General features: G+C 57.9%; 22 protein-coding genes. 15 read left to right on the forward strand and 7 right to left on the reverse strand.

The annotated features are described in order from the left end of the window. Window positions 1-11 precede the first annotated feature (11 nt). The 15 genes from AC2FLZ_RS13015 to AC2FLZ_RS13085 all read left to right on the forward strand — a co-directional run bounded on the left by AC2FLZ_RS13015 (window position 12) and on the right by AC2FLZ_RS13085 (window position 13,713). Entirely contained in the window at window positions 12-371 is a 360-nt protein-coding gene (locus AC2FLZ_RS13015; protein ID WP_480901035.1) for a hypothetical protein, read from the forward strand. A 264-nt stretch (window positions 372-635) separates the two neighbouring features. After that, window positions 636-1,004 (forward strand): 30S ribosomal protein S13, encoded by a 369-nt coding sequence (gene rpsM, locus AC2FLZ_RS13020; RefSeq protein ID WP_209505862.1) that lies wholly within the window; start codon window positions 636-638, stop codon window positions 1,002-1,004. A 15-nt stretch (window positions 1,005-1,019) separates the two neighbouring features. Then, window positions 1,020-1,409, forward strand: coding sequence for a 30S ribosomal protein S11 (rpsK, locus tag AC2FLZ_RS13025; protein WP_170462414.1), 390 nt, complete (start codon window positions 1,020-1,022; stop codon window positions 1,407-1,409). Between the two features lie 114 nt (window positions 1,410-1,523). Next, a complete protein-coding gene (locus tag AC2FLZ_RS13030) occupies window positions 1,524-2,540 on the forward strand; it encodes a DNA-directed RNA polymerase subunit alpha (protein ID WP_480474044.1) in 1,017 nt (338 codons plus the stop codon). A 175-nt stretch (window positions 2,541-2,715) separates the two neighbouring features. Beyond that, window positions 2,716-3,138 carry a 50S ribosomal protein L17 gene (gene rplQ / locus AC2FLZ_RS13035; RefSeq protein ID WP_480474043.1) on the forward strand — a complete coding sequence of 141 codons (423 nt, stop codon included), beginning with the start codon at window positions 2,716-2,718 and terminating at the stop codon, window positions 3,136-3,138. Window positions 3,139-3,247: 109 nt separating this feature from the next. Further along, complete coding sequence (locus AC2FLZ_RS13040; protein ID WP_480554834.1) at window positions 3,248-3,655, forward strand: hypothetical protein; 408 nt, start codon at window positions 3,248-3,250, stop codon at window positions 3,653-3,655. A 65-nt stretch (window positions 3,656-3,720) separates the two neighbouring features. After that, window positions 3,721-5,106, forward strand: coding sequence for a trypsin-like peptidase domain-containing protein (locus tag AC2FLZ_RS13045; RefSeq protein WP_480496029.1), 1,386 nt, complete (start codon window positions 3,721-3,723; stop codon window positions 5,104-5,106). A 3-nt stretch (window positions 5,107-5,109) separates the two neighbouring features. Further along, window positions 5,110-6,420 (forward strand): replication-associated recombination protein A, encoded by a 1,311-nt coding sequence (locus AC2FLZ_RS13050; protein WP_480554832.1) that lies wholly within the window; start codon window positions 5,110-5,112, stop codon window positions 6,418-6,420. Window positions 6,421-6,606: 186 nt separating this feature from the next. Next, window positions 6,607-7,650, forward strand: coding sequence for an RluA family pseudouridine synthase (locus AC2FLZ_RS13055; RefSeq protein WP_496882250.1), 1,044 nt, complete (start codon window positions 6,607-6,609; stop codon window positions 7,648-7,650). Next, window positions 7,647-8,318: an HAD-IA family hydrolase gene (locus AC2FLZ_RS13060; RefSeq protein WP_496882251.1), complete on the forward strand. Its 672-nt coding sequence runs from the start codon at window positions 7,647-7,649 to the stop codon at window positions 8,316-8,318. The genes AC2FLZ_RS13055 and AC2FLZ_RS13060 overlap by 4 nt, the downstream gene beginning before the upstream one ends. A gap of 3 nt (window positions 8,319-8,321) precedes the next feature. Beyond that, the gene (locus tag AC2FLZ_RS13065) at window positions 8,322-9,029 is read left to right on the forward strand and encodes an ATP12 family chaperone protein (RefSeq protein ID WP_480520347.1); all 708 of its coding nucleotides are present in this window, start codon (window positions 8,322-8,324) and stop codon (window positions 9,027-9,029) included. Between the two features lie 205 nt (window positions 9,030-9,234). Beyond that, the gene (locus AC2FLZ_RS13070; RefSeq protein ID WP_480474036.1) at window positions 9,235-10,251 is read left to right on the forward strand and encodes an amino acid ABC transporter substrate-binding protein; all 1,017 of its coding nucleotides are present in this window, start codon (window positions 9,235-9,237) and stop codon (window positions 10,249-10,251) included. A gap of 123 nt (window positions 10,252-10,374) precedes the next feature. After that, the gene (locus tag AC2FLZ_RS13075) at window positions 10,375-11,607 is read left to right on the forward strand and encodes an amino acid ABC transporter permease (RefSeq protein ID WP_480624202.1); all 1,233 of its coding nucleotides are present in this window, start codon (window positions 10,375-10,377) and stop codon (window positions 11,605-11,607) included. A gap of 3 nt (window positions 11,608-11,610) precedes the next feature. Beyond that, window positions 11,611-12,909, forward strand: a complete 1,299-nt coding sequence (locus AC2FLZ_RS13080) for an amino acid ABC transporter permease (RefSeq protein WP_480607394.1) — start codon at window positions 11,611-11,613, stop codon at window positions 12,907-12,909. A 12-nt stretch (window positions 12,910-12,921) separates the two neighbouring features. After that, the gene (locus AC2FLZ_RS13085; RefSeq protein WP_480484762.1) at window positions 12,922-13,713 is read left to right on the forward strand and encodes an amino acid ABC transporter ATP-binding protein; all 792 of its coding nucleotides are present in this window, start codon (window positions 12,922-12,924) and stop codon (window positions 13,711-13,713) included. Window positions 13,714-13,757: 44 nt separating this feature from the next. Here the strand turns inward: AC2FLZ_RS13085 and AC2FLZ_RS13090 are convergent, their stop codons facing one another. The 7 genes from AC2FLZ_RS13090 to AC2FLZ_RS13120 all read right to left on the reverse strand — a co-directional run bounded on the left by AC2FLZ_RS13090 (window position 13,758) and on the right by AC2FLZ_RS13120 (window position 20,781). Then, on the reverse strand, window positions 13,758-14,255 hold the full coding sequence (locus AC2FLZ_RS13090; RefSeq protein ID WP_480520349.1) for a SixA phosphatase family protein: 498 nt from the start codon (window positions 14,253-14,255) through the stop codon (window positions 13,758-13,760). Continuing rightward, window positions 14,252-14,938, reverse strand: coding sequence for a ferredoxin (locus AC2FLZ_RS13095; protein WP_496715454.1), 687 nt, complete (start codon window positions 14,936-14,938; stop codon window positions 14,252-14,254). Before AC2FLZ_RS13095 ends, AC2FLZ_RS13090 begins: the two co-directional genes overlap by 4 nt. Window positions 14,939-14,960: 22 nt before the next feature. Then, a complete protein-coding gene (gene argB / locus AC2FLZ_RS13100; RefSeq protein ID WP_496882252.1) occupies window positions 14,961-15,824 on the reverse strand; it encodes an acetylglutamate kinase in 864 nt (287 codons plus the stop codon). A 60-nt stretch (window positions 15,825-15,884) separates the two neighbouring features. Continuing rightward, entirely contained in the window at window positions 15,885-16,538 is a 654-nt protein-coding gene (gene yihA, locus AC2FLZ_RS13105; RefSeq protein ID WP_480474029.1) for a ribosome biogenesis GTP-binding protein YihA/YsxC, read from the reverse strand. Beyond that, entirely contained in the window at window positions 16,535-17,272 is a 738-nt protein-coding gene (locus AC2FLZ_RS13110; protein WP_480474028.1) for an MOSC domain-containing protein, read from the reverse strand. Before AC2FLZ_RS13110 ends, yihA begins: the two co-directional genes overlap by 4 nt. Then, entirely contained in the window at window positions 17,269-19,098 is a 1,830-nt protein-coding gene (yidC, locus tag AC2FLZ_RS13115; RefSeq protein WP_480520355.1) for a membrane protein insertase YidC, read from the reverse strand. Before yidC ends, AC2FLZ_RS13110 begins: the two co-directional genes overlap by 4 nt. Before the next feature lie 126 nt (window positions 19,099-19,224). Beyond that, the gene (locus AC2FLZ_RS13120) at window positions 19,225-20,781 is read right to left on the reverse strand and encodes a putative bifunctional diguanylate cyclase/phosphodiesterase (RefSeq protein WP_480496016.1); all 1,557 of its coding nucleotides are present in this window, start codon (window positions 20,779-20,781) and stop codon (window positions 19,225-19,227) included. Window positions 20,782-20,823 lie beyond the last annotated feature (42 nt).

The following is a 20,823-nucleotide window of genomic DNA, read 5'->3' on the forward strand; positions in this document are numbered from 1 at the left end:
CGGGACTTCGTATGATTTATCGAAACGCAGCTGTGCCTCCTGAATTGGAGCCAAAGATTGATCTTTATAGAGATCTTTTGGAAGAGGGGCGCAGCCTTTTCATAAAGTCTACGAAGCGATGGTTCTTGCTTGGATTACCCATCGTTGCATTGTGGCTGTTCTTGGCAGAGTACATTTTGCAGCATATCAGCGTGTCTCTGTTTTACCTCCTTACTGTATTTGGTCTACCTGCTTTGATCACGTGGGACATCCGTCGTAAGCGTGATGCTTTGCAAAACCAGATTTTAGCTATTCAGTATGAGTTTCAACGAATGGGATTGAGCATCGCTCACGATCCAGGGTCAAACATCAGCGTTGATAAGTGGTCTTAACTGCTCCAAAGTTCGCGATATCTAGGCTTTTGAGTTCTCTGTAATTACCATCGAGATTGATGGTCCTCGTTTCGGACTTGACGCCAGCGCCAAAAGCCCATATCGACCCCCATCCCTAAAGGGAATCAAGACCGCATGCGGGATTCGTCCCAATTGCCCCGACCACCTCGAATAATACTGGACCCTCTGGCGTCACTGCCACGGTAAAGTGTTGTGAAAAAAGGTTCCGGAGTTACGGAACCGCAACAAAAAGGAAAGTGACACGTGGCACGTATTGCCGGCGTAAACATCCCGACTGCAAAGCGGGTTCCAATCGCCCTTACATATATCACCGGTATCGGCAACACCTCGGCCAACGCGATCTGCGAAGCCGTGGGCATTGAAGCGCACCGCCGCGTCAATGAACTGTCGGATGCCGAAGTTCTGGCCATCCGCGAACATATCGACGCCAACTACACCGTCGAAGGTGACCTGCGTCGCGAAGTTCAGATGAACGTCAAGCGTCTGATGGACCTGGGCTGCTATCGCGGTCTGCGTCACCGCCGCAACCTGCCGGTTCGCGGTCAGCGTACCCACACCAACGCTCGTACCCGCAAAGGCCCCGCAAAGGCCATTGCCGGTAAGAAGAAATAAGGGAGGGTCTGACCGATGGCACGCGATAAGACTCGCATCAAGCGCAAAGAGCGCAAGAACATCGCATCGGGCGTTGCCCATGTGAACTCGACCTTCAACAACACCAAGATCCTGATCTCGGACGTACAGGGCAACGCCATCTCGTGGTCGTCTGCCGGTACCATGGGCTTCAAGGGATCGCGGAAATCTACCCCGTATGCCGCGCAGATGGCTGCGGAAGACGCAGGCAAGAAAGCGCAGGAACATGGCGTCAAGACGCTGGAAGTCGAAGTTCAGGGCCCCGGTTCGGGTCGTGAATCGGCTCTGCGCGCACTGGCTGCCGTGGGCTTCAACATCACGTCGATCCGTGACGTGACCCCGATTGCTCACAACGGCTGCCGTCCGCCGAAGCGTCGTCGCGTCTAAGCGATCTGAAATTAAGCTGGGGCTGTGTTTTTACACGGCCCCAGCACGTCATTTTGAACCTCGGGCGTCTGCACCTTGTTGGTCATGGGGCGCGGGCAGGAATGGAGGGATTACATGATCCACAAGAATTGGGCAGAATTGATCAAGCCGACCCAGCTGGAAGCCAAGCCGGGCAACGACCCTGCGCGTCAGGCGACTCTGGTTGCCGAACCGCTGGAGCGTGGTTTTGGTCTGACCCTGGGCAACGCCCTGCGTCGCGTTCTGATGAGCTCGCTGCAAGGCGCGGCCATCACCAGCGTCCAGATCGACAACGTCCTGCACGAGTTCTCCTCGGTTGCGGGCGTGCGCGAAGACGTCACCGACATCATCCTGAACCTCAAGCAGGTTGCCCTGCGCATGGAAGTCGAAGGCCCCAAGCGCCTGTCGATCAATGCCAAAGGTCCGGCAATAGTTACCGCAGGTGACATCAGCGAAAGCGCAGGTATCGAGGTTCTGAACCGCGATCACGTCATCTGTCACCTGGACGACGGCGCCGACCTGTTCATGGAGCTGACCGTCAACACCGGTAAGGGTTACGTTTCGGCCGAAAAGAACAAGCCGGAAGATGCGCCCATCGGCCTGATCCCGATCGACGCGATCTATTCGCCGGTCAAGAAAGTCGCCTATGACGTGCAGCCGACCCGCGAAGGTCAGGTTCTGGACTATGACAAGCTGACCCTGAAGATCGATACCGACGGTTCGATCACTCCCGATGACGCACTGGCCTACGCCGCGCGCATCCTGCAGGATCAGTTGTCGATCTTCGTCAACTTCGACGAGCCGGAATCGGCAAACCGTCAGGACGAAGACGATGGTCTGGAGTTCAACCCGCTGCTGCTGAAGAAAGTGGACGAGCTGGAACTGTCGGTCCGTTCGGCAAACTGCCTTAAGAACGACAACATCGTCTATATCGGCGACCTGATCCAGAAGACCGAAGCCGAGATGCTGCGCACCCCGAACTTCGGCCGCAAGTCGCTGAACGAGATCAAGGAAGTGCTGTCCGGCATGGGTCTGCACCTCGGCATGGATGTCGAGGATTGGCCGCCCGACAACATCGAAGATCTGGCAAAGAAATTCGAAGACGCGTTCTAAGCATCTTCGGCTGCGGCGGCGGGTCCAACCTGCCGTCGCAGGTTTTGTACATTTCGGACCAATGGGGTCTGAAAGCCGGTACAAAACGTACAATCCGGGCAATCCCGCCCCAAGGTGAGCCTCTGACACGCATCGGAGGCCGGACAAAGCAAAACGCGAAAGAAGGAATTGAAAAATGCGTCACGCACGTGGTTACCGCCGCCTGAACCGTACTCATGAGCACCGCAAGGCTCTGTTTGCAAACATGGCTGGCTCGCTCATCGAACATGAGCAGATCAAGACAACTCTGCCCAAGGCAAAAGAACTGCGCCCGATCATCGAAAAGCTGATCACCCTGGGCAAGCGCGGCGACCTGCACGCCCGCCGTCAGGCCGCAGCACAGCTGAAAGAAGACAAAGACGTCGCCAAGCTGTTCGAAGTTCTGGGCCCCCGCTATGCTGAGCGTCAGGGCGGTTATGTCCGCATCCTGAAAGCCGGATTCCGCTATGGTGACATGGCTCCGATGGCGATCATCGAATTCGTCGATCGCGACATCGATGCCAAAGGCGCCGCGGACAAAGCCCGCGCTGCCGCCGAAGAGGCCGCAGCCGAAGAATAAGCACGACGGTCATCGACCTGATGCGCCTGCCCGAGCAATCGGGCGGGCTTTTTTGTGCCTCAGCCAACCAATTGCCTTCATTCGATTTGCGCCATAAGTTCAGGCTGTTATGGCAAGTGAACCCACAGCAGGATACTCGGGCAAACCGCTCTGGGCGAAACTGGGATTCAAACCCGGATACATGGTCCGTACGCTCAACGCCCTTGCCCATTATGCAAACCTGACAGCGGGTGCCGACGGTGTTCTGTTCGACCCCGTAGCCGATCTCGCGGATGCGGTTCACATGTTCCTGAACCACCCGAACCAGATCGCCGAAATGGCCGCTGAGCAAATCGCCCACATACGGCCCGGAGGAATGCTGTGGGTGTCCTGGGCCAAGAAATCTTCGCCACTGCACGCAGGTGTGACCGAGGATATGCTGCGCAGTGAAATCCTGCCGCTGGGCTGGGTCGACGTGCAGGTTTGCGCGGGTGACGCCGATTGGTCCGGGCTCAAGTTCCTGCGCCGCCGAAGCTGAGCGCGCGGCTTGCATTTATCGCCTTTGCCCCGCATATCCCAAGGATGATCTAATCCGGAGCCCCCATGATCCGCGCATCCATTATTTCTCTTATGCTTGTCATGGCCCTGCCAGCATTTGCCGAAACCCGCGTCCCGCAATCACAGTCCGAAATCTCTCTGGGCTTTGCTCCGGTGGTCAAAAAGGCCTCGCCTGCGGTGGTGAATATCTACGCCAAGATCGTGCGGCAGGGGCGGGCCAGCCCGTTTTATTCGGACCCGTTCTTTCGGGATTTCTTCGGCGGCAGCCTGGGAACACCGCAGCCGCGGGTTCAGAATTCGCTGGGCTCCGGGGTCATCCTGTCTGAAGATGGTTACGTTGTGTCCAACTACCATGTTGTAGGCTCGGCGACCGAGATCAGGGTCGTGACAACCGATCGGCGCGAGTTTTCTGCCACGGTCGTACTGGGGCACGAAGAAAGCGATATTGCGATCCTGCGTCTGGAAGAGGCGCAAGATCTGCCCTACCTGACCCTGCGCGATTCCGATCAGGTCGAGGTTGGCGAACTGGCCCTTGCCATCGGCAACCCGTTCGGGGTGGGGCAGACGGTGTCCTCTGGCATCATCTCGGGCTTGGCGCGTACAGGTACGGCGACGGGCAATGCGCGCGGGTATTTCATTCAGACAGATGCAGCGATCAATCCGGGGAATTCCGGCGGTGCGCTGATTGATATGAACGGGGACCTGATCGGGATCAACACGTCTATTCTGACACGCTCGGGCGGGTCGAATGGCATCGGTTTTGCCATCCCCGCAAATCTTGTGGCCGAGTTCCTGAAACAGGCACAGCAGGGCAATGACAGTTTTGTCAGCCCTTGGGCAGGCATGACCGGTCAGCATATGAGCGCGGATATTGCTGAATCCCTTGGTCTTGCCATCCCACTGGGTGTTGTCATCTCGGACCTGCATGACCTTAGCCCGCTGCGCGAGGCGGGGCTTAAGGTGGGGGATGTCGTGACCCATGTGGACGGGGACGAAGTGAACTCACCTGCCGAGATGAAGTTTCGCATGTCTGTCGCAGGGGTTGGGGGAACATCGGTTCTGACACGGCTGCGTGGCACCCAGAGCGAAGAGGTTGAGGTGGCACTGATCAAAGCGCCCGAAGTCCCGGCGGCTGAAGAGACGACATTGGATGAAGACACTGTCCTGCCGGGGCTGGTGGTGTCCCGCGTCAACCCTGCGGTGATCTCTGATATGGGCTTGCCACTGTCCCAGACAGGTGTCGTTGTTGTTGATCCCGGTCCCTATGGTGGACGCGCGGGTTTGCGATCGGGGGATATTCTTGAAAGCATCAATTCCAATGACATCGAACGTCCTGGGGATGTAGAGAATGCGCTGACAGATCCGGGTCGTCGTGTGCAGATGGGTCTTCTGCGCGGTGGCCGGTCAGTCTCATTGCGGTTCCGGCTGTAACCCGTGAGCGATCTGTTCGATACCGGGCCAACGGAACCCACCGCTGCGCCACACCGTCCCCTGGCGGACCGGTTGCGCCCGCAGACTCTTGCCGAGGTCATCGGTCAGGAACAGGTTCTTGGCCCGAATGCGCCGCTGGGGGTCATGCTGGCGTCGGGCAGTCTGTCCAGCTTGATCTTCTGGGGGCCGCCCGGTGTCGGAAAGACGACGATCGCACGGTTGCTGGCGCAGGAAACCGATCTGCATTTCGTTCAGATCAGTGCGATTTTCACCGGTGTGCCGGATTTGAAGAAGGTTTTCGAAGCGGCCAAGATCAGGCGTCAGAATGGGCAGGGGACCTTGCTGTTCGTGGACGAGATTCACCGCTTCAACAAGGCACAGCAGGACGGTTTTCTGCCGCATATGGAGGACGGCACGATCCTTCTTGTCGGGGCAACGACCGAGAACCCGTCCTTTGAGCTGAACGCCGCTGTTCTCAGCCGGTCGCAGGTTCTGGTGCTGGAACGGCTTGGCCTTTCCGATCTTGAACGCCTGACCCAGCGTGCCGAAAAAGAGCTGGGCCGCGCGTTGCCGTTGACACCCGCAGCCCGCGATGCGTTGCAGGAAATGGCCGATGGGGACGGACGGGCGTTGTTGAACCTGATCGAACAGGTTTCGGCTTGGAAGGTTGATGCGCCGTTGGACACGGACGCGCTGTCGACGCGTCTGATGCGGCGGGCGGCGAAATATGACAAGTCGGGCGATGAACATTACAACCTGATTTCAGCCCTGCACAAATCGGTACGCGGGTCCGACCCGGACGCGGCGCTGTACTGGTTCGCGCGAATGCTGACAGGGGGCGAAGACCCGCGCTATCTGGCGCGTCGGATCACACGGATGGCGGTCGAGGATATCGGTCTGGCCGACCCGCAGGCGCAGGCCATATGCCTGCAATCCTGGGAAACGTATGAGCGGCTCGGTTCCCCCGAAGGTGAGCTGGCGCTGGCGCAGGCGCTGGTCTATCTGGCCCTGGCCCCGAAATCCAACGGCGCCTATGTCGGCTATAAGGCAGCGATGCGGCTGGCCAAGCAATCGGGAAGCGAGCCACCGCCCAAACATATCCTGAATGCCCCCACATCACTGATGAAGGATCAGGGATATGGTGCCGGCTACGCGTATGACCATGACGCCGAAGACGGGTTTTCCGGTCAGAACTATTTCCCCGAAACGATGAAACGCCCGGTTCTGTATCAACCGGTCGAACGCGGGTTCGAGCGTGAGCTGAAAAAGCGCCTCGATTACTTCGCCAAGCTTCGGACTCAGCGCAACAGCTAGGCTGGCTGGGAATGCACTGATCGTGCCGAGAAGTGGCGGGCGGCGCTGAGCCCCCTCGAACGCCAAAGGTTCCTGTCTGATACCTTGACTCTTGCCGCGTTGCGCGCGAGAGACCCCCATGATTTCTGGGATACGGACAAAGACGCAATCCGGGCGGATCACCCGCGCGGCGCAAGGGGCAATGGCATGAGTGGCGTACAGATGATTACAGTCGCTGAAGGGGACGGCGATCAGCGTGTGGACCGCTGGTTTCGCCGCCTGTTCCCGCATGTCAGCCAGGGCCGCATCGAAAAGATGTGCCGCAAGGGGGAACTGCGCGTGGATGGCAGCCGGGCCAAGGCCTCGACCCGATTGGAGGTCGGGCAGGTGGTTCGTGTGCCGCCGTTGCCGGGGCCAGATCACAAACCGGTTGAGGTCAAGCATCGTATCTCGGATGCGGATGCCAAGATGATCCAGTCCTGCGTGATCTACCGTGATGATCACATTCTGGCCCTGAACAAGCCGCAGGGCCTGCCGGTTCAGGGCGGCAGCGGGCAGACCCGGCATGTCGACAGCCTGTCCGAGGCGTTGCGGTTTGGGTATGACGAAAACCCGCGTCTGGTTCATCGCCTGGACAAAGACACGTCAGGTGTTCTGCTGCTGGCCCGCACGCGCGGAGCCGCAAAGGGGCTGACAGCCGCTTTCCGTCACCGCGATACACGCAAGATTTACTGGGCGCTGGTTGCAGGTGTTCCCACGCCATATCTGGGTGAAATCAAGACGGGTCTTGTGAAAGCAGCTGGTCATGGCGCGCACGGCGAGGGTGAAAAGATGATCCCCGTCCATATGAACGAGATCGACAGCACCCCCGGTGCGAAACGGGCACATACACATTATGCGACCCTCTACCGTGTGGCCGGGCGCGCCGCTTGGGTCGCGATGGAGCCAATCACGGGCCGCACCCACCAACTGCGCGCGCATATGGCAGCGATCGGGCATCCGATCATCGGCGACGGCAAATACGGTGGCTCGGGGCAGGAAAACCTGGGTGATGGCTGGGGCGCGCAACTGGGTGGGATCATCAGCAAAAAGCTGCATCTGCACGCGCGGCGACTGTCATTCCTGCATCCGATAACGCGCAAACCTGTGATCGTGACAGCGCCCTTGCCGGAACATATGAAACACAGCTGGGACACCTTCGGCTGGACCGAGGATCTGGCCGCCGACGACCCGTTTGAGGCGCTGCAATGAGCGCACCCCTGCGGTTGGTTCTGTTTGATGTAGATGGCACTCTGGTCGACAGTCAGGGCAGTATCGTTCACGCCATGACCACCAGCTTTCAGGCCGCTTCGGTACCTGTACCGACGCGAGAGGTGATCCTGTCCATCGTCGGGCTGTCCCTGCCACATGCCATCGCACGGTTGGTGCCGGACCAATCTTCCTTGGTCCAGAACGATCTCGTTGAAGGGTATAAGGAAGCCTATCACGCGCATCGCTTGGATTTGGGCGCGGCCAGCTCTCCGCTCTATCCCGGTGCAAGAGAGGCGATTGAAGCCTTGCACGCCGTGCCCGAAGTGCTTCTTGGGGTGGCAACCGGCAAATCCCAGCGCGGTCTTGATGCGTTGATCGAAGTGCATGGGCTTGAGCCCTACTTCGTCACCCGGCAGGTTGCCGACCACCATCCGTCGAAACCGCACCCATCCATGGTGCAGTCCGCGTTGGCCGAGACGGGTGTCGAACCCGACTGCGCGGTGATGGTCGGCGATACAAGCTATGACATGGACATGGCTGCCGCTGCCGGAGTGCGCGGCATCGGCGTGGCATGGGGGTACCATGATCGGTCTGCTTTGACCTCGGCCACCTGCGTGATTGAGACCTTTGACCAGTTGCCCAATGCGCTGGCCGGGATATGGAACTGAAACATGAGCGACTGGAAACCGAAACGCTTCTGGAAAGAAAGCCGGATCACCGAGGTCGACGGCGGGTTTACGGTTGAACTAGATGGCCGCCGCGTCAAGACCCCTGCCAAAGCGGCGTTGATCCTGCCGACCCGCGCCATGGCCGAAGCGGTTGCGGCAGAATGGGATGCCCAGCAGAAAGAGGTAGATCCGTCGACAATGCCATGCACCCGTTCGGCGAATGCGGCAATCGACAAGGTTCGGTCCCAGCACGGGGAAGTTGCCGATATGCTTGCGGATTATGGCGATTCCGACCTGCTATGTTATCGGGCGACACACCCGTCAGAGTTGCAGGAACGTCAAAGCGCCGAATGGGACCCGGCGCTGGACTGGGCCGAGGCCGCGCTGTCTGCTCGCTTGCAGCCAGTTATCGGTGTGCTGCACAAGCCGCAATCTGATGCTGCCCTGTCGGCGCTGCGTGCTCGCGTCCACGCGCTGGATGCGTTTCAACTGGCGGCGTTCCACGATCTGGTCAGCTTGTCGGGGTCATTGATTCTCGGGTTTGCGGCGGCCATGGATTGGCGCGAACCAGCCGAAATTTGGCACATTTCGCGGCTGGACGAAACCTGGCAGGTCGAACAATGGGGTCACGATGACGAGGCCCATGTGGTCGCCGAAACGAAGAAAGCCGCGTTTCTGCATGCTAAACGCTTCTTTGATATGTCGGTTTGATCCTTATTTTCCGATTTTTGGCCAAATGTTCAAATTGGTTGGGGTCTGATCCATCGTTTTCGATGATCCGACCCTTGACGTTTGTTTATGAATACGCCCAAACTCAGTGCCACTAAAGGGGAGACACCTTTGGAGTAACCTATCCGGCATCCACTTGCCGGGCAGAGCCGCCTCTGATGGGGCGGGAAATCAGGAAGAGGTAAAAATGAAAAAATCCGTAATCTTGGGCGCGGCAACGATTGCCGGTCTTGCTGCTGGCGCAGCCGTGGCAGGGACCGTTGACGACGTTAAAGCGCGCGGCAAGCTGAACTGTGGCGTGACCACCGGTCTGGTTGGCTTTGCTGCTCCCGATGCCAATGGCGAATGGCAGGGCTTTGACGTATCGCTGTGCCGCGCCGTTGCTGCTGCTGTTCTGGGCGACGCAAGCGCGGTAGAATTCGTTCCGACCACTGGTAAGACACGTTTTACCGCTCTGGCTTCGGGCGAGATCGACATGCTGGCGCGTAACACCACCTGGACCTTCAGCCGCGACGTCGACCTGAAGTTCGAATTCACTGGCGTGAACTACTATGACGGTCAGGGCTTTATGGTTCCCAAGGCACTGGGCGTAAGCTCGGCCAAGGAACTGGACGGCGCAACCGTTTGCATCCAGACCGGCACCACAACCGAGCTGAACTTGGCGGACTTCTTCCGTTCGAACAACATCAGCTACGAACCGGTTCCGATCGAAACCAACGCCGAAGCACAGCAGCAGTATCTGGCTGGCGCATGTGACGTTTACACCACCGACGCTTCGGGTCTGGCGGCAACCCGCGCCACATTCGAAAACCCCGGTGATCACATCCTGCTGCCCGAAATCATCTCGAAAGAGCCGCTGGGCCCGCTGGTCCGTCACGGCGACCACGAGTGGGGCGACGTTGTGCGCTGGACTCTGAACGCGCTGATCTCGGCTGAAGAGCTGGGCGTAACCTCGGCCAATATCGATGAACTGGCCGCTGGCACCGAAAACCCTGAAATCAACCGCCTGCTGGGTACCGAAGGCACCTTGGGCGAGATGCTGGGTCTGAACGCTGACTGGGCAGCCAAGGCGATCAAAGCCGGCGGCAACTATGGCGAAGTGTTTGCCAAGAACATCGGTGAAGAAACTCCGATCGGTCTGGCACGTGGCCTGAACGCACAGTGGACCGAAGGTGGCCTGCTGTACTCGCCGCCGTTCCGCTAATATCGACGGAAAAGGGCGCAGGGCAACCTGCGCCCTTTTTCACTAAAACTTACGCGAACGGACGCAGAGCGAGGACAACCTCGCCACAAAAACAAAGTCCGCAAGCCACGGGGATTCCAAAATATGTCGACTATGACTGACCCGCCGAAAGCTGATTTTCGGCTGTCGATGCTCATAAACGATACCCGCTATCGCTCGATGACATTTCAGGTGATTGCGGCAATCGTTATTGCGCTTAGCATCTGGTATCTGGGCAACAACCTGATCCAGAACCTCAGGGCCGCTGGCCTTAACATTTCCTATTCATTCCTTGGCGATCCGTCTGGGTACGATATCAACCAACGCCTCATTGAATATGACAGCCAGGCCTCTCATGGGCGGGCGGCGATTGTGGGTATTCTTAATACGCTGCTGGTCGCCTTTCTGGCTTGCATAACCGCGACCATCTTTGGTGTTCTCGCGGGGGTTCTGCGTTTGTCCAACAACTGGCTAATCTCAAAGCTGATGGCGTTTTATGTCGAGATCTTCCGGAATATTCCGGTTCTGATCTGGATCCTTATCATCTTCTTCATCATCACCGCTACGATGCCCGCACCAAGGGCCTATTTGGGTGAGGATGCCGATCGTGAAATGGTGCTCGGACTCTTTGCCTTCACCAACCGGGGAATTTACGTACCGCTTCCCTACTTTACAGGTGGTTTTGGCGGCGTTGCGAACTGGTTGCTTGTAATTGCAGTATTGGTCGCGTCCTATTTCTCTACGCGGTTAGTGAAAAAAAACGCCCAGATCAAGCAAGAGGAAACAGGCGTCAGACCGAACACCTTGCTGTTGAACGCTGCGATTTGGTTCTTGCCGGTTATCGTTGTTCTGTTTTTGTTGGGACTGTCATGGGACCTGCCTGATCCTTTGGCCAACCGTTTTAATCTGCGCGGGGGTCTTCAAATCGGTGCACCACTAATCGCATTGTGGTTCGCCCTGTCGATTTACACCGGTGCCTTCATTGCCGAAAACGTACGTGCGGGTATTCAAGCGATCAACAAAGGTCAGACCGAGGCTGCCGCGGCGCTGGGTCTTCGCCCTGGACGGATCATGAACCTCGTGGTCCTGCCGCAGGCGTTGCGGGTGATTATCCCGCCACTGATCTCGCAGTACCTGAACATCACCAAAAACTCGTCTCTGGCGATTGCCGTGGGCTATGCGGATATCACCGCAACGCTGGGTGGTATCACGCTTAACCAGACAGGTCGTGCAATCGAATGTGTTTTGCTGCTGATGCTGTTCTACCTGACAGCCTCGCTGCTGATTTCGACGGTGATGAACATCTACAACGCATCCGTCAAGTTGAAGGAGCGCTGAGCCATGAGTGATCAAACGACGAATTCGATCGCCTTCGTGGCCGAAGGCACAATCCCCCCCTCACCGCCCCCGGCAAACGAGGTCGGTGTGGCCAAGTGGATGCGCGAGAACTTGTTCTCGGGTGTGGCCAACACGATCCTGACGGTGATCTCGCTGATCCTGATCTACCTCATTTTGAATAACACGCTACCGTGGATTCTGAATGGAGTTTGGAATGCGAACTCGCTGGCGGAATGCCGCGAAATTCTGGCAGGAAAGACTGGTGCCTGTTTCGCCGTCCTGACCGAACGTTGGCCGCAACTGATCTACGGCTTCAAGTACCCGGCCGAAGAATACTGGCGCCCGAATCTGGCCTTTGTGCTGATGCTGGTGGCATTTGCGCCGGTGCTGTTCTTCGACCTGCCGCGCAAGATGCTTATCTTCACAGCGCTCTACCCGTTCATTGCGTTCTGGCTGATCTGGGGTGGTACCATTCTAGTTCCGTTTGCGGCTCTGCTGGGTTGCGTGGCCGGTGGTGCCGTGTTCCAGAAATTCGGCAAGAACAGCTTTGCGGCAGGTTTCTTTGGCGCCATCATCGTCGCGCTTGTCGTCTGGAAGATCGGTGGGGCGCTGATCCCTGAAGGGGCGTCAGAGAACGCAATGCTCTCCGCCGTTCCCAGCCGTGATCTGGGTGGCTTCATGCTGAACATGATGCTGGGAGTCACCTGTGTGTCGCTGTCAGTTCCGCTTGGCATCGCCCTTGCGCTGGGCCGTCAGTCCGACATGCCGCTGATCAAGTGGGTTAGCGTCATCTTCATCGAATTCATCCGTGGCGTGCCTCTGATCACGCTGCTGTTCGTGGCTTCGGTGATGCTGTCGTACTTCTTCCCACCTGAAAGCACAGTTGATCTGTTCCTGCGCGTTGTGATCATGATCACAATGTTCTCGGCCGCCTATATCGCCGAGGTGATCCGCGGCGGTTTGGCAGCGCTTCCACGTGGACAGTATGAGGCAGCAGACAGCCTTGGTCTGGATTACCCTCAGGCGATGCGTCTGATCATCCTGCCGCAGGCTCTGAAGATCTCGATCCCTGGTATCGTGAATGTGGCCGTTGGCCTGTTCAAGGACACCACACTGGTTTCGGTCATTTCGATGTTCGATCTGGTGGGTATGATCAGGGGACCCATCCTGGCGTCGACCGAGTGGAACGGCGTCTATTGGGAGCTTCTGGGCTTTGCCGCGCTTCTGTTCTTCGTCGTCTGCTACGGCATCTCTCAATATTCTCAGTGGCTCGAGCGTCGCCTTGCCACGGATCATCGTTAAGGAGTTCAACACATGTCTGAACTTGCAATTGACCGCGAAATCGACCGTTCCAAAATGCAGGTGAGCGACGAGGTTGCCATCGAAATCACCAACATGAACAAGTGGTACGGGTCCTTTCACGTGCTGCGCGACATCAATCTGACCGTCAACCAAGGCGAGCGGATTGTTATCGCGGGCCCGTCTGGATCGGGGAAATCCACCCTAATCCGCTGCCTGAACGCGCTGGAGGAACACCAGCAGGGCACGATCATCGTGGATGGGACCGAGTTGTCGAATGACCTCAAGAACATCGACAAGATCCGGTCCGAGGTTGGCATGGTGTTCCAGCACTTCAACCTGTTCCCGCACCTGACCATTCTGGAGAACTGCACGCTGGCGCCGATCTGGGTGCGCAAGACGCCCAAGAAAGAGGCCGAAGAGCGCGCGATGCATTTCCTGGAGAAGGTGAAAATCCCCGAGCAGGCCGACAAGTATCCTGGTCAGCTTTCGGGTGGTCAGCAGCAGCGTGTGGCGATCGCCCGCTCACTGTGCATGATGCCGCGGATCATGTTGTTCGACGAACCGACGTCGGCGTTGGACCCGGAGATGATCAAAGAGGTGCTCGACACCATGATCGAACTGGCCGAGGAAGGCATGACCATGCTGTGCGTGACGCACGAGATGGGCTTTGCCCGTCAGGTTGCCAACCGCGTGATCTTCATGGATGCGGGCCAGATCGTGGAACAGAACGAACCGGAAGAGTTCTTCAACAACCCGCAAAGTGAGCGGACCAAACTGTTCCTCAGCCAGATTCTGGGACACTGAACGTTTCAAGATGGTGGAAAGGCGGGGTTTTGTCCCGCCTTTTTCTATTCCAGCAACTCACGCGCGGTGGTGAAACCCAGCACAGTGCCCGTATGCCAGCGCACGTCCGACCAGCTGTCGGCGTCAAATGTCATCACAGTTGTTGCACAAGTCGGATAGTCTAAAAAGCGCATGTGATCCGGCGACTGTCGCACAAGTTGGCTGGCGAACTCGGCGATGCCGGGGTTATGGCCCAGCATCAATATTACGGGTTCCGTAGCGCCTGCCAATTCACGCAACATGTCTTCTGCGTCGGCGTGGTAGAGCGCTTTGTGAAAGCGGACCTTATCGGCCTTTAACCCCATTCCATCCCATGTCTCGCGGGTGCGGTTAGACGTCGAGCTGAGCACTTCATCCGGCATCCAGCCGTTTTCGCGCAGCCATGCACCAATGGCCGGGGCCGACCTGCGCCCGCGCTTGTTCAGGGGGCGTTCATGATCGGCAAGTCCTGGGTTATCCCAGCTGGATTTTGCGTGTCGCGTCAGGATCAGGGTGCGGGTCATGACGGATGAAAAGCCTTCATATGATGGGCTGATTGTTCGGGGTTGCGCCCTGCGCCCACGCTGAGCGGGCAGGCGAGACGGGCCAGACAGCCGCCTGTCATGCAGGTCTGACCCTCAGCAGTTTCAAGATGGTCGTGGCAGGCAACAAGGTCATAGAAGTTTTGCGCGTTCAGTGCGCCGACAGGGCAAGCTGTCGTGCACGGGGCGGCGCAGGTGTCACAGGGGGAAACGCCGGGCGCCTCAGGGATGGTAAGCTCATGGGCGAAATGCAGTGCGCCGCGATATGAGATCATCATGCCGACCGTGTCATGTACCAAGGCCCCCACCGGGCTGCTGAAGGTGCGTCCCGATTTCAGGGCCCAGTCGATGAAAGGCGCATAGGGTGGATCACCAAAGGGGAAATAGGCCTGTGCACCGAACGTATGTGCCATCTGGCCGACGACTCTGGTTGACCAGCGGTCTACTGGATCAGGCCCCCGCCATTCGGGCGAGGCTTTCAGAGCAGGCCAAAAATCAGAACCCGCGCCCAGCAAGATCAGCGTGCCTGTGTCGAGTTGCCGGGCTGCCACGCGATGGGGATGCAGCGCGCCCATGACAATCAACCCCGCCTGACGCGCCGCGTGTTCAACGCGGCCATAAGTTCCCGCATCCGGGCCAGAGGAAGGTCGCGCGAGATCTGTCATCTTCCCTCGGCTGTTGCAGTGATCAGTCTGGCCGTATCAGAGACCCGGCGCCATGTTCTGTGAACAGTTCAAGCAGAACCGCATTTGGCGCACGCCCGTCAAGTATCACGACGGCCCGAACGCCGCTGCGCAGGGCGTCCAGGGCAGTTTCGGTCTTGGGGATCATGCCGCCTGCGATGGTGCCTTCGCGGGTCATCTCGCGGATCTGGCCGGCTTTCAGCTCGGTCACCACTTCACCAGCCGCGTTCTTGACGCCCGAGACATCAGTCAGCAGCAGAAGGCGGTCAGCTTTCAATGCCGAGGCAATCGCCCCGGCTGCCGTATCGCCGTTCACGTTGAACGTTTCACCCTCACGGCCCGCACCCAGCGGGGCGATTACCGGGATCACATCATGTGAGAACAGATCATACAGGATTTTCGGGTTCATCTCGGCAGGGGTGCCGACATAACCCAGCGACGCATCCGTCTGGTCGCAGATCATCAGGTTTGCATCCTTGCCCGACAAACCCACGGCCGAACCGCCCTGACCATTGATCGCCTGAACGATGCGCTTGTTCACCAGGCCAGACAGAACCATCTCGACAACTTCGACGGTTGCCGTGTCAGTCACGCGCTTGCCGTTCACAAAGTCGGACTGGATATTCAGCTTGTCCAGCATCGCGTTGATCATCGGACCACCGCCATGCACAACGACGGGGTTCACGCCGACCTGACGCATCAAGACGACATCGCGCGCAAAGCTCTCCATCGCCTCGTCACTGCCCATGGCGTGCCCGCCCAGCTTGATGACGACGATGGCTCCATCATAGCGCTGCAGATAGGGCAATGCGCTGTTCAGGGTTGCTGCGGTGGCGATCCAGTCCCGGTTCATGTCACGTGTCTTCATTGCTAAGGTCCCTCTGACCGTCCGTGTTAGGGCCTTTGCACCGCGCTGCCAAGGGCGAAGCTATTCCAGATGTGCAATGATCGAGCGCAGGGTCGGAATCCCGTCGCCTTTTTCGGACGAAGTCAGGACGATTTCCGGGAATGCTGCGGGATGTTTGGACAAGGCCGCGCGGGTTTGCTCCAGAACCTTTTCGCGCTCGTTGGCCTTGACCTTGTCAGCCTTGGTGAGAACGCATTGAAAGGTCACGGCACTGGTATCCAGCAATTTCATGATTTCAGCGTCGACCGGTTTTACCCCGTGTCGTGCGTCGATCAGGACAAAGGCACGGCGCAGTGTCTGACGACCGCTCAGGTATTGCTTGAGAAGCTTCTGCCATTTTTCCACCACGTTAACCGGTGCATTCGCATACCCATAGCCCGGCAGGTCCACCAGATAGAGGTCGGGGCCTTGCGTGAAGAAGTTGATTTCTTGCGTGCGGCCAGGTGTGTTCGAGGCTCGCGCCAGACCCTTGGTTCCGGTTAGCGCGTTGATCAGGCTGGATTTGCCGACATTCGAGCGTCCGGCAAAGCAAACCTCTAACCGGTCAGGGGCGGGCAGGCCCGTCATGGCGACCACGCCTTTGATAAATTCAGACGGGCCGGCAAACAGTTTGCGACCGCGTTCTTTGGCGAAGTCATCCGGCTCTTCAGCCAGCGGAAACGGAAGCGTGGTCATAGCAACTCCAGCGTATCATTCAGACGGATTTCACCACCCTGAACAACTTCTGCATAAACACCGAAATCCTGATGATCCCAGCTGTTCAGCGCGCCCAAAGTATCCGCGTCGCGTTCGCCGGTTTCCGGATTTGCGGTCGTGGCCAGACAGCGGGTGATACGCTCGCGAACCCGGAGTACGGTTTCGCCAATGCGAAGGTCACGGCCCAGCCAGTCAAATTCATCCCACTCAGGCAGGCCTTCGAACCAGATGTTTCCGCGCCACCGCGCCGCAGACAAAGACTGGCCCAGCTTTTGTTCAACAGCGCGATGAGAGGCCATGTTGCACAGGCTGATTGACGGGAAATCGGTATCGGTCATGCCGCGCCCGGGCACCCGGACAATTCGGGCAGACGCAGCGCGGTCTATAGGCATAAGCGGCTTTACCCAATCCAGGAAAACCGATTGCTCCGTGTCGGGGTGAAAGCTCAGATCCGGGCGGTCCGGGTGGTGCAAAGTGACCTGGTCGCCGTCCAGTTTCGCCCAAATTGCCATCAGCTTGGGAGCTTTTGAACCGCGGCTGAAATTCACACACGGGGCCCATTCTGTTCCGTCGGTCTTGGTCGCTTCATGGGCAACCGCCCAAACGCGATCCCCGGGCATGGTCTGCCCGGGGTTGAGGGTAATCAGGCTCAGGGCTTCACGCCCATGGCTTTTGATCGGGTGACGCCAAAGGCCTGAAACAGTTCCGCTCATTTCTTGTCCGTGTTCGGCAATCGCTTAAATCCGGATTTGATGTTTCCGAATACGTCCGGCGAATAGCCCTGACTGCGCATGATCAGATACTGTTGGGTAAAGGTGATCGTGTTGTTCGCAATCCAGTACACGACCAGACCGCTGGCAAAGCCGCCCAGCATGAACATGAAGACCCAGGGCATCCACGCGAAGATCATCGCTTGTGTGGCATCGGTTGGTGCCGGGTTAAGTTTCTGTTGCAGCCACATCGAGATCCCCAGCAGCAGCGGCAGAATACCGATAAAGATCAGCGCCATCAGGGTATCCGGTTGCGGGCCGGCCCAGGGCAGCAAGCCAAAGAGGTTCATGATTGAGGTCGGGTCAGGTGCGCTCAGGTCCTGGAAGGGGCCAAACCACGGTGCTTGACGCAGTTCGATTGTGACGAAAATCACCTTGTACAGCGAGAAGAAGATCGGGATCTGCAACAGGATTGGCAAACAACCGGCAGCGGGGTTCACCTTTTCCTTCTTGTACAGCTCCATCATGCCCTGCTGCATCTTCTGGCGGTCGTCGCCCGCGGCTTCTTTCAGGGCTTCCATCTGCGGTTGCAGTTCCTTCATCTTCGCCATCGAGACGTAGGACTTGAAGGCCAGCGGGAACAGGATTGCCTTGATGATCAGCGTCAGGCCAATAATGGACCAACCCATGTTGCCGATCAGCGCATGAATGTTGTGCAGCAGCCAGAAAATCGGCTTGGTCAGGAAGAAGAACCAGCCCCAGTCGATACTGTCGATGAATTTCTGCACACCGTCAGCCTGGTATTCGCGGATGGTCTCCCATTCCTTTGCGCCAGCAAACAGCTGCGTTGTCACCTGCTCGGTTGTTCCCGGTGCCACGGTCAGCGTCGGAAGTACCGTTTCTGTCTGGTAAATCTTGCGACGCGAGTCGTATTTGGCAGCCGCCTTGAAAGCAGAACCGGGTTCCGGGATCAGCGTGGTCATCCAGAAATGATCGGTGAACCCGATCCAGCCGTTTTCCTTGACCTGGAATACCTCGGCCTGCGCGCGTTCGTCCGGATCGATATCGAAATCACGAACGTCGCCATAATCCACTTCGGTCAGAGTGCCGTCGGCCATACCGATCACACCTTCATGCAGAATGAAGAAGTTTTTCAGGTCCGGCAGGTCGCCGTCTTCGCCAATGCCGTGGCGCGCAAGAATGCCATAAGGTGCCAGTCCAACTTCGGTTCCGGTGGCGTTTTCGACAGATTGCGTGACCGTGAACATATAGTTCTCGTCAACCGCAATGGTGCGGCGGAATGTCAGTCCATTGCCGTTTTCCCAGGCCAGTGTCACAGGTGTGTCAACACCCAGGGTTTCACCCTGCTCAAGCATCCAGATGGTATTTGGTCCGGGTACGTCTGTACCGGTCAGGCCCGCGCCGGGGGCCCAACCATAGAGGGCGTAATAGGCGGATTGCGACCCGACCGGCGACAACAGCTCGACAATCGGAGAATCCTCGGCCAGTGAGACCTTGTAGTCTTTCAAAGACAGCTCGTCGATCCGACCGCCAGCAAGGGACAGGCTACCGGTCAGGCGAGGCGTGTCGATATTGATGCGGGGCGCTTCGGCCTCGGGTTCAGCTTCGGCAGCTGCCGCGGTTGCCTCTCCGACAGTGCTGGTATCGGCTGTGCTGGGCGTCTGAACCTCCCTGCCTTCGACGCTGGTTATTTCAGCCTGATCCGGCGTTATCGTTTGTTCCGGAGGGGGGAACAGCACGAACCAGACCAGGATCACGAGAAAGCTGAGCGCGGTTGCGAGGATAAGGTTCTTGTTCTGATCGTCCATCGGGGACAGCCACCTTGAGCAGTGAAAGACACCCGCAGGGTTCAACAGAGTGCAGACCCAAAGGTCAAGCGGAATCGCCCGTCATTTCGTCACGGAGGGGTCTTCTTTGTCACGATTTCCGGTTCCCTACCGCGTTTGCCGCCCGATTTTTGGAACTCCTTCGATCTTGTTGCGGTAAGACGAGATCCAATCCTTGGTTTTCTCAAATGGCATGGGTTTGCCGATGCCAAACCCCTGAACATGATCGCAACCCAGTTGGGCCATCAGAGCGTGTTCACCCGGTGTTTCGACACCTTCGGCCAAAGTTTCCAGATGCAAACGTTCCGCCATCATCAGAATGGCGCTGGCAAGCTGTTGCTGGCTTGGGTCCAGATCCGCTTTGGCAACAAATGACCTGTCGATCTTGATACGGGATACGTTGAACCGTTTGATAGAACCGATCGAGGCATGTCCTGTCCCGAAATCGTCCAGATCAATACAGCACCCCATTGCGGCAAGCCCGGTGACGTTGCGGGTGATGACATCGTCGGGCCGTCTGGAGAACACGGTTTCCAACACCTCGACCGCCAGCCTGTCAGGGGTCAGATCGAATTGATCCAATTCCCATTTCAGACGGTCGATCAGGCCCGGATTGCGCAGTTCGTCAGATGAGAAATTGATCCCGATGCGCGGCACCGACAGCATGGACCGATCCCATTCGCGCATTGCAGAGAAGGAATGATGCCGCATGGCCTGCCCCAGTCGGTCCATCAGTTCGGCCTGTTCGGCAAAGGGCAGGAACACATTGGGAGCAAGAACCCCTTTTTTCGGATGTTCCCAGCGGGCCAGAGCCTCAAACCCACTGATACGCCCAGTATCGGTTGAGATCTGGGGTTGAAACCACGGGCGGATTTCACCGCTGTCCAGCGCCGCCTCGAACTCTTTGCGCAAGTTGATCCTGACCTGCGCCCGTCTGCGCGTCTGAGAGGAAAAAGCGCGAATCGTGGAAGGCCCGTTTTGTTGCGCCTCCAAAAGGGCGTTATTTGCGGCTTCCTGCCATTCGATTGCCGAGCCGTCAGTGATATTGCTGCTCAGGCAAAAGCCAATGGAACAGGACATATACACGCCGGTGCCATTCAACATGATGGGGTCTTCAACGGCGTTTTGCATACGGCCCGACATCTGAATACATGCTTCCAGATCCAGTTGCCGTGCCGGGTGCAGAACAACCATCATCCTGTTTCCACCCATCCGGGTTGCGCAATCATTGGAGCGGATCATGGACAAAATGCGCGAGCAGAATTGCTGTGCAACGTGGTTTGCCGCCGCCTGTCCGTGCAGATCAAGCAATTGCGTGAAATCATCCAGAACCACCGCGAAACAGGCCGAGTTTTCCCCCTTCAGGCGGGCGTCGGCAAATGCCTTCTCCAAAACTGTTTCAAACTGGTCCTTTGACAGCAGACCGCCGGGGCGCCAAAGCCCCTTACGCGACGGATTGGCTGCGAATGCATTGATGCCTGCGACGATCAGAGGCAAAATCAGGGCCAGTGCAACCAGGGCCTGTTCACCCCCAATCCAGAACGCACTCAGACAAAGCGCAGGAACAAAGGCCAGCGCGGCTGGGCCGCCCAGAACGGTTTTCAACGAATGGACAAAACGGTCGGTAAGGGGATGGTTCCGCATCAGCTTTCTGGCCTTGGGCATGATCTGCACAAGGCAAAGCCTATGAAACCAGTCTAAGTCAGT

The organism is Ruegeria sp. YKSF131 (assembly GCF_059612645.1).